This is a genomic window from Exiguobacterium sp. s91 (assembly GCF_018618915.1).
Taxonomy (GTDB): Bacteria; Bacillota; Bacilli; order Exiguobacteriales; family Exiguobacteriaceae; genus Exiguobacterium_A; species Exiguobacterium_A abrahamii.
The window spans coordinates 1-12,793 of the sequence record NZ_JACSMZ010000007.1; the positions used below are offsets into that span (position 1 = coordinate 1).

At 48.8% G+C, this 12,793-nt stretch carries 13 protein-coding genes; all 13 read right to left on the bottom strand.

Annotated elements, in window-relative coordinates; all coding sequences use genetic code 11:
* Window positions 1-352: 352 nt before the first annotated feature.
* Window positions 353-1,834: a lysine--tRNA ligase gene (gene lysS, locus KNQ06_RS16500; protein ID WP_214772669.1), complete on the bottom strand. Its 1,482-nt coding sequence runs from the start codon at window positions 1,832-1,834 to the stop codon at window positions 353-355.
* 162 nt (window positions 1,835-1,996) lie between these two features.
* The gene (dusB, locus tag KNQ06_RS16505; RefSeq protein ID WP_215148944.1) at window positions 1,997-2,989 is read right to left on the bottom strand and encodes a tRNA dihydrouridine synthase DusB; all 993 of its coding nucleotides are present in this window, start codon (window positions 2,987-2,989) and stop codon (window positions 1,997-1,999) included.
* Window positions 2,989-3,504 (bottom strand): 2-amino-4-hydroxy-6-hydroxymethyldihydropteridine diphosphokinase, encoded by a 516-nt coding sequence (gene folK / locus KNQ06_RS16510; RefSeq protein ID WP_149426601.1) that lies wholly within the window; start codon window positions 3,502-3,504, stop codon window positions 2,989-2,991. The genes dusB and folK overlap by 1 nt, the downstream gene beginning before the upstream one ends.
* A complete protein-coding gene (gene folB, locus KNQ06_RS16515; protein ID WP_023466572.1) occupies window positions 3,501-3,872 on the bottom strand; it encodes a dihydroneopterin aldolase in 372 nt (123 codons plus the stop codon). The genes folK and folB overlap by 4 nt, the downstream gene beginning before the upstream one ends.
* A gap of 2 nt (window positions 3,873-3,874) precedes the next feature.
* Window positions 3,875-4,660 (bottom strand): dihydropteroate synthase, encoded by a 786-nt coding sequence (gene folP, locus KNQ06_RS16520; protein ID WP_149426600.1) that lies wholly within the window; start codon window positions 4,658-4,660, stop codon window positions 3,875-3,877.
* The gene (locus tag KNQ06_RS16525) at window positions 4,657-5,496 is read right to left on the bottom strand and encodes an aminotransferase class IV (protein ID WP_149426599.1); all 840 of its coding nucleotides are present in this window, start codon (window positions 5,494-5,496) and stop codon (window positions 4,657-4,659) included. The genes folP and KNQ06_RS16525 overlap by 4 nt, the downstream gene beginning before the upstream one ends.
* Window positions 5,480-6,061 carry an anthranilate synthase component II gene (locus KNQ06_RS16530; RefSeq protein ID WP_029343065.1) on the bottom strand — a complete coding sequence of 194 codons (582 nt, stop codon included), beginning with the start codon at window positions 6,059-6,061 and terminating at the stop codon, window positions 5,480-5,482. The genes KNQ06_RS16525 and KNQ06_RS16530 overlap by 17 nt, the downstream gene beginning before the upstream one ends.
* On the bottom strand, window positions 6,058-7,443 hold the full coding sequence (locus tag KNQ06_RS16535; RefSeq protein WP_215148946.1) for an anthranilate synthase component I family protein: 1,386 nt from the start codon (window positions 7,441-7,443) through the stop codon (window positions 6,058-6,060). Before KNQ06_RS16535 ends, KNQ06_RS16530 begins: the two co-directional genes overlap by 4 nt.
* Before the next feature lie 87 nt (window positions 7,444-7,530).
* Entirely contained in the window at window positions 7,531-8,475 is a 945-nt protein-coding gene (gene cysK / locus KNQ06_RS16540; protein WP_050677372.1) for a cysteine synthase A, read from the bottom strand.
* Between the two features lie 80 nt (window positions 8,476-8,555).
* Entirely contained in the window at window positions 8,556-8,867 is a 312-nt protein-coding gene (locus tag KNQ06_RS16545; protein ID WP_023466564.1) for a SurA N-terminal domain-containing protein, read from the bottom strand.
* 12 nt (window positions 8,868-8,879) lie between these two features.
* A complete protein-coding gene (gene hslO / locus KNQ06_RS16550; protein ID WP_023466563.1) occupies window positions 8,880-9,803 on the bottom strand; it encodes an Hsp33 family molecular chaperone HslO in 924 nt (307 codons plus the stop codon).
* A 10-nt stretch (window positions 9,804-9,813) separates the two neighbouring features.
* A complete protein-coding gene (locus KNQ06_RS16555; protein ID WP_214772667.1) occupies window positions 9,814-10,575 on the bottom strand; it encodes a type III pantothenate kinase in 762 nt (253 codons plus the stop codon).
* 180 nt (window positions 10,576-10,755) lie between these two features.
* Window positions 10,756-12,759: an ATP-dependent zinc metalloprotease FtsH gene (ftsH, locus tag KNQ06_RS16560; RefSeq protein ID WP_050677371.1), complete on the bottom strand. Its 2,004-nt coding sequence runs from the start codon at window positions 12,757-12,759 to the stop codon at window positions 10,756-10,758.
* Window positions 12,760-12,793 lie beyond the last annotated feature (34 nt).

A 12,793-nucleotide genomic window follows, 5' to 3' on the forward strand; every position in this document is an offset into this window, starting at 1 on the left:
AGTCACGATTGACGAAGCTTGCGCTTCATTCGTTTTTGTATTCCGTAGAATACGATTTTTGCCTCATCGTTCAGTTTTCAAAGTTCGTCGTGTCGTTTTCAGCGACTTTAATATCTTAACAAGTTATCAACCCGATTGTCAACAACTTTTTTGATATTTATTTTTGTGTGTCACGACCATTCGCGGCACAAGAAGTAATATACCATGGCTTTTTGAATCATACAAGCATTTTATTAGAAAAACATTTAAAAACTTTTATTTACCCGTTTTTCGACTCGTTTATCCCTGTGTTGACTTCAAAAAGAATGCTCCGTTCCTTCTATACAGTATAGAAAGAACGGAGCTCCACTCATTAATTTTGTTGGTGACGCATCGTTGGGAAGAGTAATACATCACGAATCGATGGGGCATTCGTCAACAACATGACGAGACGATCGATCCCGATCCCAAGACCACCCGTTGGCGGCATACCGTACTCGAGTGCTTCAATGAAGTCTGTATCCATTTCATGTGCTTCATCGTTTCCTGCTTCTTTTTCGACGAGTTGCGCTTCGAAGCGTTCACGTTGATCGATTGGATCGTTCAATTCCGTGAAGGCATTCGCATGCTCACGACGAACGATGAATAATTCAAAGCGATCCGTAAAGCGTGGATCCTCTGGATTTTTCTTCGCAAGCGGTGACACTTCAACAGGATGACCATAGACGAATGTTGGTTGAACGAGTGTTTCTTCTACTTTTTGTTCGAAGAACTCATTCAAGATATGTCCCGTCGTCATGTGTGACTGAACTTCAACACCGTGTTCATGTGCTAGTTCGAGGGCACGTTCGTTTGAAATCTGTTCAAAGAAGTCGACACCTGTCGCTTCTTTAACGAGATCGACCATGTGTGCTCGTTTCCAACCGACAGATAGATCGATGACGTCTTCTCCGTAAGTGACTTGTGTCGTACCGAGTACTTCTTGTGCGACGTGAGCGATCAGGTTCTCTGTTAAGTTCATGATGTCTTTATAATCCGCATACGCTTCATAGAGTTCGATCATCGTAAACTCTGGGTTATGGCGTGTTGAGATTCCTTCATTACGGAACACGCGACCAATTTCGTAGACTTTCTCAAGTCCACCGACGATCAAACGTTTCAAATGGAGCTCGATTGCAATCCGCATGTAAAGCGTCATGTCGAGTGCATTATGATGCGTGATGAACGGACGAGCCGATGCTCCACCCGCAATCGTGTGCAACATTGGTGTTTCAACTTCCAAGTATCCGAGGTTATCGAGATATTGACGAATTCCACGAATGACTTTACTCCGCGCGATGAATGTCTCACGTGATTCTTGGTTCGTAATGAGGTCGAGGTAACGCTGACGGTAGCGTTGCTCGATATCTTTTAATCCGTGATATTTATCCGGAAGCGGACGTAATGCTTTCGTTAATAACGTAAATGCTGTGACGTGAACAGAGAGTTCACCAACATTCGTCTTGAACACATATCCTTGAATTCCGACGATGTCGCCTAAGTCACATGTCTTATAGATCTCATACGCCTCTTCGCCGACGTCATCTTTACGGACATACAACTGAATTTGACCTTGTACATCCTGAACATTCGTAAAGCCAACCTTCCCTTTACGACGTGTCGTCATGACACGCCCCGCGATGGCAACTTCCGGTTTCAGTTCAGCCAATTCTTCTTTTGTATGTTCACCAAATGATGCACGAATGCTCTCAGTATCCGTCGAACGTTCAAAACGTGCGCCGAATGGATCGAGACCTTGTTCACGCATGGCGTTCATCTTACCGAGACGCACCTGCATTTGATCGTTCATTTCCATATCCTGACTCACTGTCTTCACTCCTTTTAATAATGGTTCACGACGATTCTCTCGAATAAAAAGCTGTCGGAATGACCGACAGCCCTTTTAGAAAACCGATACGCTCATCTTCAATGCAACTAGCGTACCACAAAACGACTCTGTCCGACTATACTTTACCTGTTAGGCATATGCTACGTTTTCTTCGAGTGTCTGCAAGTACTGCTGTAACAGTTCGATGAGTCCTGCGTGTGTGTCGATATTGAATAACGCATTGCGAACGCGACCGTTCCCCTTCATTCCTTTCAAATACCAGGCGACGTGTGTCCGCATTTCGCGTACGGCGAGTTCTTCTCCCTTTAGCGCGACTAGTCGTGTGGCGTGCAAGAGACAAATATCAATCTTCTCACGCGCCGTCGGTTCTGCTGGAAGCGTTCCTGATTCGAGGTACTGGATCGTCTGATACAACATCCACGGGTTCCCGAGAGCTGCCCGTCCGATCATGACACCGTCGACGCCGATCTCATCAATCATCCGTTTTGCATCTTGCGGCGTCTGAACATCTCCATTTCCGATGATCGGAATGTTGACCGCTTTTTTCGCTTCGCCAATGATGTTCCAGTCTGCGACCCCTTCATACTTTTGCGAACGTGTCCGCCCGTGGATGGCAACGGCTTTCGCACCACCCGCTTCTGCCGCTTTGACATTATCAACACAATAGATGTGATGACTGTCCCAGCCGGTCCGCATCTTAACAGTAACGGGTTTATCGATCGCTTGCGTCACCGCATGGACCATCTCATATACCTTATCCGGATCAAGCAACCATTTCGCTCCAGCATCACTTTTCGTGACTTTCGGGACCGGACAGCCCATGTTGATGTCAATGATATCGGCATTCGTGTTCGCTTCGACATATCGTGCCGCTTGAACGAGTGTCTCTTTTGAACCGCCATAGATTTGAAGGCTGAGCGGTTTTTCCCGTTCATCTACGTACAGCATCTGAAGCGTTCGTTCGTTCTCGTACAAGATCCCTTTATCGCTGACCATCTCCGCACAGACGAGTCCCGCACCGAATTCCTTTGCAATTAACCGAAACGCCGGATTACAGACGCCTGCCATCGGTGCCAAGATGACTTGATTCTTCAGTTTGACATCACCAATGTTAAATTCCATTATTGTTCCTCCGCTTCTAAAAGCCCACCTAACCGTCGTACACCGTTTCGTTCTGTCTCTGGTAACTGCTGATACAACTGCTCGACGCTTTGTCCAAGACCGGGTATGACGCATGTTGCTGCGAGTTCACGTAATGGCGCGAGGACGAATGCCCGCTCTTGCATCCGCGGATGCGGAACGGTTAATCCTTCGAGATCAATGCGTTCTTCCTCATATAGCAAAATATCTAAGTCAAGCGTTCGTGGTCCATTTTTGAACAGACGCTCGCGTCCTTCTAGCTGTTCAATTTCCTGCAGTCGTCTAAGTAAGACAGATGCCTCATCCGTCGTTTGGATTGCGACGACCATATTATAGAATAAATCCTGCTCGAGATATCCGACAGGTACCGTCTCATAAATGGAAGAGGTCTTTACGTCATGAACGGACGGTAATGCTCTCAGGCGAGCAATCGCTGCTCTTAAGTGAGCCGCCTTATCGCCGATGTTCGAGCCGAGTGCAATGTAAGCTTGCTTCATGCATAGTCCTCCCGAAGGCGATTGATCTCGACCGCCACATGTTCATAATGACCGGCAATCGGCGGATCCGGTTTGATGACCTTGATCGACGCTTCTTGAATTCGTTCGTCTAACGCAAATACTGCTTTTGCAATACGGTCCGCCAAGGCTTCGACGAGTTGGAGCGGTTCTCCTTCGACGACACGTTTCGTCGCTTCATACAATTCGGCATAATTAACACTTTTCGTCAAATCATCCGTCCGACCGGCTTCTGCCAATGCAAGTCCGATCGATAAGTCGACATTAAAGCGTTGACCGAGTTTTGTCTCTTCTGCGAATACACCGTGGTATCCATAAAAACGCATTCCTGTTACATGAATTCGATCCACCGTTATTCCCCCTTCGTCGCAGCCAACATGATGTCCATCATCTGCGCTGCCCGTTTGACTTCTTTGACGTCATGCACACGCATCCAGTCACATCCTTGTTGAATCCCGTAGCACACCGTCGCAATCGTCCCTTCGAGTCGTTCTTCTGTCGGTAATCCAAGCGCGAGACCAATCATCGATTTACGGGATGTCCCGAGTAAAACGGGATACCCGAAGTCCGTTACGATCGATAGATGACGCATCAGGTACAAGTTCTCTTCATGCGTCTTCATGAATCCAATTCCCGGATCGAGCCAAATGTGCTCTTCCGCTACGCCTGCCTGTTTTGCTAACCGAATTGATTCCTCAAGGTCAGCCCGGACTTCTGCAAGCATATCTGTCCCATGCGCCGTCTCCCGGTTATGCATCAAAATGATGGGTACTTTATACTGCGCAGCAACGTTGACCATCGAACGATCACCCCACTTCGAGCCCCAAACATCGTTGATGATATCTGCTCCCGCTTCAATAGCAGCCTCTGCGACGACAGGTTTGTACGTATCGATCGACACCAGTACGTTCAGCTCTCGTTTGATGCGCTTGATGATCGGTAAAACACGGGCGAGTTCTTCTTCGACTGATACGAACGCTGCACCCGGCCGTGTCGACTCTCCACCGACATCGATCGCATCTGCTCCATCCGCGACGAGCTGACGCGCTTGCCGCATCGCTTGCTCGACATCGACATATTGTCCACCGTCCGAAAAGGAGTCCGGTGTCACGTTCAAGATACCCATGATGTAAGTCATCGTTGTTCTCTCCTTGTCGTCACATGTTCGACGGATTGATCGAACAGCGTCATGATTTGTGCATATCCTGTTCCGTTGATTCCAGGGAAAGGGCGTCCGTCAAGTGACGAAATCGCGACCGCTTCCTGAACGGAATTCGTATAGATGATCTCATCTGCTTCTTCGAGCTGCGGTAAATAAGCCAAGCGTTCTTCGACCGGTACATGTTGCATGAGAAACTGACGGGTAATCCCGTTCAGTGCACCGGTCTCAAGCGGTGACGTATACCATGTACTTCCGTAACGCCAAAAGATGTTTGACGTAATGCCCTCACAGACATGACCTTCCTTCGTTAAAAACAGCCCTTCTGCTTCCGGATTGAACAATTGTCGTTTCGCCACTAGATTGTTCATGTAATGATGTGACTTCAAGCGGTAAGTCGTCTCCGGCGTACTGCGCGGTAAACGAATCGTCTCGAGTGCACGTTCCGCCCGTTTTCGCGGAGCGATTGGTTTCGCATAGATCAACACGGTCGGCGTGTCGTAAGGATCGATTGATAAACCGATCTCGCGTGGACCGGCAGAGACGTTCAACCGAATGTATAAATCGTTCGCCCCATATGCTGCATATAAATCTTGGATCGCTTGCCGTAAGGCTTCCCGGTCATATGCTAGCTGGATTCCGAGTGCGACACAACTCATCCGTAAGCGTTCAATATGATCATCGAACAAAAACGGATGTCCGTTATAGGTCCGAAACGTCTCGAATACACCCATCCCGTAGACGAATCCGTGATCGAGCGGGGAGATGCGTACTTCTTCTTCTCGTTTAATGGTTCCGTCATGCCAGAGATACATAATGCGTCAACTCCAAGAAATTTTTTAACATCTGCTTCCCGTCTCGCGTCAAAATCGCTTCCGGATGGAACTGGACACCGAGAATCGGCAACGTCCGGTGACGGAGTGCCATGATCTCTCCACCGGCTTCCGCCGTCACTTCGAGCACTTCCGGGAATGTCTCGCGTTCAACGACGAGCGAGTGGTAACGTGTCACCGGTGTCGCTTGTGGGATCCGTTCAAAGATACCTTGTCCGTCATGCGTCAGTGGCGAGACTTTTCCGTGCATCAATTCCTTCGCGCGGACGACTTTACCACCGAATACTTGCCCAATCGCTTGATGACCTAAGCAGACCCCTAGTATCGGCACCTTCCCAGCAAAATAAGCAATCGCTTCTAAACTGATCCCCGCTTCATTCGGCGTACAAGGACCCGGCGAGATGACCAGATGATCCGGTTGCAATGCTTCGATTTCCGCAAGGGTGATCGCGTCGTTGCGAAATACCCGGATGTCTTGCCCAAGTTCGCCGAAATACTGGACTAAGTTGTACGTAAAGGAATCATAGTTATCAATCAATACAATCATTGCGTTCCCTCCGCTGTTTCTTTGGTCACCCATAACGCTTTGGCTTTACTAAGTGACTCTTCGTATTCACGTGCTGCGTCCGAGTCCGTGACGACTCCAGCACCTGCTTGGACATATGCCATCCCGTCTTTTGCGACGAGTGTCCGGATCAAGATGTTGAAGATGACATCATCCGCCCAACTGATGAAGCCAAGCGATCCGGTGTAGATTCCGCGCCGGACCGGTTCCAGTTCTTCAATGATTTCCATCGTCCGGATTTTTGGTGCTCCAGTGATCGTACCACCTGGGAACATCGCAGCGAGCACCTGACTCCCCGAGTGTTCCGGAGCTACTTCCCCTCTGACGTTTGAGACGATGTGTTGTACGTGCGAGTATTTCTCGATCACCATCAGCTCATCGACATGAACCGTACCATAACGACTGACGCGCCCTAAATCATTTCGCTCTAAATCAACGAGCATCACATGCTCTGCCCGTTCTTTTTCATTATCGAGTAAGGTTTTCGCAAGTCGTAAATCCTCCGCTTCATCCTTCCCGCGCGGTCGTGTTCCGGCAATCGGACGTGTCGCTAACGCATCACCGATTTTTTCGACGAGCAACTCGGGTGAGGCGGACACGAGTGTTAAATCTTCATCCGCAAAGTAACCCATGTATGGAGAAGGATTGACTTGTCGTAATACATCATACAAATGTTCCGCTGTCGTCCCAAGCGGTTCTTGTTGGCGGACGGACAAATTAACTTGGAAAACGTCACCGTCCTCAATATAGGATTTAATTCGGTGTGCCGCTGTCATGAACGCTTCCTGCCCGAAAGCCCGTTCTCGCTCACCTGATGAACCAGTCGCTGTAAATTGAGGTGCATCCGTCTCGATGCACCAACGCGCGACTTCCGTTTCAAGAACTCGCTCTGCTTCTTCTGCCGTGTCTCGTGTCACGGCAATGAACAACTGCTTCGTCTCCTCATCAAACACGGCGACTTCATCGTACCAGTAAAATGACAGATCGGGTGTTTGCAAATCATCCATCGCTCGCTCCGGTAACTTTTCTAAATAACGGACGGCATCATAACTGACGTAACCGGCAAATCCACCAAAGAACGGTGGCATTCCATCCGGTCGGATCGATTCACGTTCGACGCGGAGCTGTTCGAGTACATCAAATGGATTCGCCGTCGACGTCTCGACTTTTCCCTCTGTCTCGATCGTCGTCATTCCGTCCTTTGTCCGGACGTATCCGACAGGACGAGTCGCCGCCATCGTATACCGGCCGATTCGACCACTTTCGAGCCAGACGTGTCCTGTTGTTCCATTCGTCTGTTCAACATATCGATTGTAGAATTGTTCTTTCGTCCATGGTACTGCTTTGTATTTCGTCTGTCGCATACGCGTCCCCCACTTCACACTATTCTGCTCTCATTATACGCAAAAAAGTACACGGAAGCCGAATGACTTCCGTGTACGTCCAATTGATTACTTCGATTGGTCTGCTTCTTCCTCGACTTGATACAGCGGTGTACTTAAGTACCGCTCCCCATTCGAAGGAATGATCGCGAGAACGTTTTTCCCTTTACCGAGACGTTTCGCCGTCTTGAGCGCCGCTGCAATCGCAGCACCTGACGAGATACCGCCTAAGACACCGTTCGTCTTCGCTGCTCGACGTGCGTGATCAAATGCTTCTTCCGTCGTGATTTGCTCGACACCATCATAAATCTCAGTATCGAGAATCGACGGGACGAATCCAGCACCGATTCCTTGCAGTTTGTGCGGTCCCGGTTTACCACCTGATAAGACGGGTGAATCCGTTGGTTCGACGGCAATGATTTCAATACCTTGGAAAGCATCACGTAACACTTTACCAGCACCGGTGATCGTTCCACCCGTTCCAATTCCCGCGATGAATGCATCGAGTTGCATGCCTTCGAACGCTTCGACGATTTCAGGACCTGTCGTTTTTTCATGAACGACTGGATTGGCACCGTTATTGAATTGTTGTGGCATGAAGTAACCGTGTTCTTCTGCTTCCGCTGTCGCGCGAGCGATCGCACCCTTCATTCCTTCAGGTCCCGGTGTCAAAATCAATTCTGCACCATAGGCGCGGAGCAACGTCCGGCGCTCCATGCTCATCGTTTCCGGCATGACGAGGATGGCGCGGTACCCTTTCGCCGAAGCGACCATCGCTAGTCCGATACCTGTGTTCCCACTTGTCGGCTCGATGATCGTGTCTCCTTCTTTAAGTTGACCCGCTTCTTCCGCTGCCTCAATCATGGATAACGCGATCCGGTCTTTTACGCTTGATCCAGGGTTCATGTACTCCAATTTCAGATACACATCTGCATCCTCAGGACCCGTTAGATGATGTAACTTGACGATCGGGGTCCGACCGACTAAATCTAATACTGAATTCGCAATACGCATGACCATTCCTCCTCATTAGTGAACCGCTTGAATTCCAAGTAATCCGATAGACTAATTATCAGCGGACTGGATGAAATCTGTCAATCAAAGCGTTTGACTTCCGGCTTTTTTCCATCCTTCGTCTGGCGTTCGACCGCTTCTTGAATCAAACGATCAATCGTCTGCTTTTCCTGTTCCGTTCGCATCGTCTGATAGACCATCGCGCGCGTGATTTTCTCATCACCGACTTCGGCGACGACATCCTCGAGCGGACCACCGATGCTGTCTTGAACGATTTTAGGAGAATCGACCTTTGGGAGCTCACCCATGAAGGCGTAAGCACCGGTCATGAAATTCGTCAACATTAAGATGAAGATCAACATCCACAAGTACTTAGGTTGTACATTCCCCATATTAGATCCCTCTTATGCTCTTTCGAGTGATTTTTCACGAAGTTCCTCTAATTCTGGAACATCATAGTGATAATGCTCTGAACAGAAGTGACAAACGGCTTCCGCACCGCCATCTTCATCAATCATCGCTTGAATCTCATCTGGTCCAAGGGCAATGATCGCTGTCGCTAATTTGTCACGATCACACGTACATTCAAATGATACCGGAATCGTATCAAGATGTTCGTAGTCACCGAGAACGAGTTCTAACATTTCTTCTGGTGTTTTTTCCTCACCGACAAGAATCGAGATCGGTTTTAGAGCTCCAACACGTTTTTCGAGTGCTGCAATCGTCTCTTCCGATGCACCTGGCATCAATTGAACGATCAATCCACCTGCCGCGATGACCGATTCGTCTTCTGGATAGACGAGAACGCCAGCTCCAACGACCGATGGGCTTTGTTCCGATACAGCGAAGTAATACGTGAAGTCTTCACTGATCTCACCTGTTTGAATCGGCGATTGACCACCGACGAAGTCGCGTAGTCCGAGATCCTTGATGACAGAGATGTTTCCGCGACCGACCGCTTCACCGACTTTTAGTTTCGTCAGACCATCTGCATTGACATACGTATCCATCTCGACGCGGGGACGACTCACATATCCACGTACGACACCTTTTGCGTCGGCATCGACGATGATTTTCCCGATCGGTCCATCGCCTTCGACTTTTAATGTGACACGTGTATCGCCTTTTTGCATCGTACCCATCATTGCACCGATCGTCAGTGTCCGACCGAGCGCTGCTGTGACGACAGGTGTCGTCTGGTGGCGCAGTTGTGCTTCATAGACCGTCTTCGTCGAACGGATTGCAAACGCACGGACTTCTCCATTGAAGCCTAACGCCCGTACTAAATAGTCATCTTTTAATTGTGCTAATAATTCTTCACGTTTCATCTTGATTCCCTCACTTATTTCGTTCGTAGATAATCCGTAATCCATCTAACGTCAAGAATGGATCGACGACCTCAATCATCGTGGATTCCTCGCTGATTAATCGGGCTAAGCCGCCGGTCGCAATGACCTTCGCTTCTCCCATTTCTTCTTTCATCCGGTGAACGAGTCCGTCCACCTGTGCCACATATCCGAAATAGGTCCCCGACTGCATCGCATGGATCGTATTCCGTCCGATGGCTGACTGCGGTTTCGCGATTTCGATTCGTGGCAATTTTGCTGCCTTATTATAGAGTGCCTCGGTTGCAACCATCACACCTGGTGAGATGATGCCGCCGTAATACCGTTTTTGTGCATCGATGTAACAATACGTCGTCGCTGTTCCGAAATCGACGATGATCATCGGTCCCTCGTATTTCACCGTCGCCGCTACTGCGTTGACGATTCGATCGGCTCCCACTTCACGTGGATTATCGACTTTTAAATCCAGTCCTGTCTTGATTCCTGGTCCAATCAAGAACGGACGGCGTTTAAAGTAACGCACACACATATTTTCTAGTGGAAACACGACGGGGGGTACGACAGATGATAACACGATTCCCTCGATTTCTTCCACGTTTAGCTCTGCGTCACGGAACAACGCTTTGACGAGCATACCGTATTCGTCCGTCGTCCGTGTCCGGTCTGTCGCAATCCGCCAATGCTCAATCAACTCTTGTCCCTGATAGACACCTAAGACGATATTCGTATTTCCGACATCGATGACTAAAATCATTTGCTTATTTCCCCGCTTCTTCTCGATTTTCATGCTTCTATATTCCGTTGTTTCACGATCGGAATAATATACGTTGTGATTATACCATGCTCATATGGTCACACCTACCGATGTGTATTCGCTCGGTCTGCCACAAAAAAAAGAACGGATTCGATGCGAGATCGAATCCGTTCCATCCGTTTACACTTGATCGTCGCGACGCGGCGTGTCTGGTGTATCCGTATCTACATTTTTCCCTTCGTCAACGACTGAACCCATTTGCGTTGGAGACTGCGTCGGTTGATCAACAGTTGCATCTGTCGATTCCGGTGCTTTCTCTTCTGCTTTTGGAGTCGTTGCTTCTGGTTCATGTTTTTTGTATTCGCCCGTCTCTAGGAGATGGTGAATTTGTTTTTGATCAAGTGTTTCGACTTCAAGCAACGTCGTTGCAATCAAGTCGAGCTGATCGCGCTTCTCAGTCAGGATATCTTTCGCTTTTTGGTAACAGCGGTTGATGATCGCTTGGATTTCCGTATCGATCTCGTGTGCGATTGCATCCGAGTAGTTCTGTTCGTTTTGGAAATCACGTCCGAGGAAGACGTTGCCACTTTGACCTGATCCGAATTGAAGTGGTCCGAGTTTTTCACTCATCCCGAACTCCATGACCATTTTCCGTGCAAGACCTGTCGCACGCTGGAAGTCATTGCTTGCCCCAGTCGAGACTTCTCCGAAGACGATATCCTCTGCGACACGACCACCGAGCAATCCAGTAATCTTATCTTCGAGTTCCGGCTTCGTCATGAAGTAACGATCTTCTTTTGGCAACATGACGACATATCCACCCGCGTTACCGCGAGGAACAATCGTTACTTTGTGTACTTCATCCGCATCGTCGAGCGTGACACCAATGATCGTATGTCCTGCTTCGTGCCATGCGACAATCTTTTTCTCTTTCGGCGAGATGATCCGGCTCTTCTTCGCTGGTCCTGCGATGACACGGTCAATCGCTTCTTCGAGATCAACGATCGAGACTTTATCACGGTCTGAACGTGCTGCAACAAGTGCTGCTTCATTCAGAAGGTTCTCAAGATCCGCACCTGAGAATCCAGGTGTCCGCTGTGCGATAGCTTTCAAATCAACCGTCGAATCGAGCGGTTTGTTCCGTGCGTGAACTTTCAAGACTGCTTCACGACCGACGACATCTGGACGATCAACCGTGATTTGACGGTCAAAACGACCTGGACGGAGTAAGGCTGGGTCAAGAATATCAGCACGGTTCGTTGCTGCGATCATGATGATACCTTCGTTTTCACTGAATCCATCCATCTCGACGAGAAGTTGGTTCAATGTCTGCTCACGCTCATCATGTCCACCACCGAGACCTGCGCCCCGTTGACGACCGACAGCATCGATTTCATCGATGAAGATGATACATGGTGCGTTTTTCTTCGCGTTTTCGAACAAGTCACGGACACGTGATGCCCCGACACCGACGAACATCTCAACGAAGTCAGAACCTGAAATCGAGAAGAATGGTACGCCAGCTTCACCAGCTGCAGCACGTGCGAGCAACGTCTTACCTGTACCTGGAGGACCTACGAGGAGGACCCCTTTCGGAATACGAGCACCGAGTTTCGCGAATTTACGCGGATCTTTCAAGAATTCAACGACTTCGACGAGTTCTTGTTTCTCTTCGTCTGCGCCGGCTACATCATCAAACGTGATCTTTTTCTTCTCTGTATCATAGAGGCGTGCCTTCGATTTCCCGAAGTTCATGACGCGACCGCCACCACCGCCACCTTGTGCTTGATTAATCAAGAAGAAGAAGAGGATGAAGATGATGATGAATGGAACGATCGTCGTCAGTAACGCGATCCAACCACCATTCGTTTCTGCTGCCTTGAAGTCCAATTTGACTCCTTGGCTTCTGAGTTGCGTATAGAGATCCGTTAGTTCCGTATCAACAGCCGGTACGACCGTCTCATACGTCGAATCTTTTTCACGCAAATCTCCTGTCACATTATACGTCTGCCCTTCATATTGGAAGGTAGCCGTCTTGATTTCACCTTTTTCAACAGACTCGACAAACTGTGTGTAATTGATTTCTTTGCTTTTGTTCACTGGACTCTGCAAGTATTGCAGAAACAAGATCAAAGCTAGAAAAATGACCCCAAACACGAGGGTATTCTTCACTGCTCGGTTCATCTTATGCCTCCTCTCCGCATCCATCTCGTTTTTC

Excerpts from the sequence above, each read along its gene's own strand:
- lysS (WP_214772669.1), bottom strand. The coding sequence starts at position 1,834 with ATGGAAATGAACGATCAAATGCAGGTGCGTCTCGGTAAGATGAACGCC.
- dusB (WP_215148944.1), bottom strand. The coding sequence starts at position 2,989 with ATGGAATTTAACATTGGTGATGTCAAACTGAAGAATCAAGTCATCTTG.
- folK (WP_149426601.1), bottom strand. The coding sequence starts at position 3,504 with ATGAAGCAAGCTTACATTGCACTCGGCTCGAACATCGGCGATAAGGCG.
- folP (WP_149426600.1), bottom strand. The coding sequence starts at position 4,660 with ATGACTTACATCATGGGTATCTTGAACGTGACACCGGACTCCTTTTCG.
- KNQ06_RS16525 (WP_149426599.1), bottom strand. The coding sequence starts at position 5,496 with ATGTATCTCTGGCATGACGGAACCATTAAACGAGAAGAAGAAGTACGC.
- KNQ06_RS16530 (WP_029343065.1), bottom strand. The coding sequence starts at position 6,061 with ATGATTGTATTGATTGATAACTATGATTCCTTTACGTACAACTTAGTC.
- KNQ06_RS16535 (WP_215148946.1), bottom strand. The coding sequence starts at position 7,443 with ATGCGACAGACGAAATACAAAGCAGTACCATGGACGAAAGAACAATTC.
- cysK (WP_050677372.1), bottom strand. The coding sequence starts at position 8,475 with ATGCGTATTGCGAATTCAGTATTAGATTTAGTCGGTCGGACCCCGATC.
- KNQ06_RS16545 (WP_023466564.1), bottom strand. The coding sequence starts at position 8,867 with ATGGGGAATGTACAACCTAAGTACTTGTGGATGTTGATCTTCATCTTA.
- hslO (WP_023466563.1), bottom strand. The coding sequence starts at position 9,803 with ATGAAACGTGAAGAATTATTAGCACAATTAAAAGATGACTATTTAGTA.
- KNQ06_RS16555 (WP_214772667.1), bottom strand. The coding sequence starts at position 10,575 with ATGATTTTAGTCATCGATGTCGGAAATACGAATATCGTCTTAGGTGTC.
- ftsH (WP_050677371.1), bottom strand. The coding sequence starts at position 12,759 with ATGAACCGAGCAGTGAAGAATACCCTCGTGTTTGGGGTCATTTTTCTA.